1 protein-coding gene is annotated in these 890 nt (G+C 57.2%); it reads left to right on the plus strand.

From position 1 onward, the window contains the following. Positions 1-890, plus strand: an 890-nt coding sequence (locus OKC27_RS22740; RefSeq protein ID WP_270806755.1) for an IS4 family transposase, incomplete at both ends; no start/stop codon positions are given.

The following is an 890-nucleotide window of genomic DNA, read 5'->3' on the forward strand; positions in this document are numbered from 1 at the left end:
CTCGAGCGCATTGCTCGGCTCTGCAAGTTTTGTCTGCGTCAGCGTGCCATTACCCCAGCCATGCTCGTACCTGCACTACTGCGGGCCATGGGGGGCGACCAGGTCAATGATATTGCCGGGTTACACCGTCATTTCAATGCCTTGCAACTAGTGAACGCGCATCAGGTTTCCTACAAACCGTTTCACAATCAGCTGCGCAAAGAGAGCTTTGCCCTGTTTATGAAAGCGCTGGTCGAACGGGCCATCGCCTTGCGTATCGACCATCAACTCAAAGCGGCTTCCCTCGGTGCGTTCAAGCAGGTGTTACTGCACGATGGCACCTCCTTTGCTGTGCATCGGCGCCTGGCTGCTGACTTTCCTGGCCGGTTCAAGACCATCAGTCCGGCGGCTATCGAGTGCCATATGACCATGTCTTTGTCGGAGCAAAGCCCGCTGTGCATGAGTGTGTCTGCCGATACCGCAGGGGAGCGGCAATTTCTCCCTGAGGCCCACAAGCTGACCAACTGCCTGCTGCTGGCTGACGCGGGTTACATTGACAGGGCCTGGTTTGAGCAGGTGAACGACGCTGGCGGATTTTATCTGGTGCGAGGCACTCAAAACCTGAACCCCAAGATAATCCAGGCCTGGCGCAGTGATGGACGGGAAGTGCCAAAACTGGCGGGACTGTCACTGAAAGAGGCCGGACGGCGGCGCTGTCGGGCCGAGGTGCTGGATATGGTGGTGAAGTCCGGCAAAGTGGAATACCGGTTGATCCGGCGCTGGTTTGCCGAGGAAAAGCGGTTCTGTCTGTGGATGACCAACCTACCGCGAGCGGCATGGTCAGCAGAGCAGGTGATGAGCCTGTATCGCTGCCGTTGGCAGGTGGAGTTGTTATTTAAAGAGTGGAAATC

The sequence above is a fragment of the Aeromonas sp. QDB62 genome (assembly GCF_027705695.1).
In the GTDB taxonomy this organism is placed as follows: Bacteria; Pseudomonadota; Gammaproteobacteria; order Enterobacterales; family Aeromonadaceae; genus Aeromonas; species Aeromonas allosaccharophila.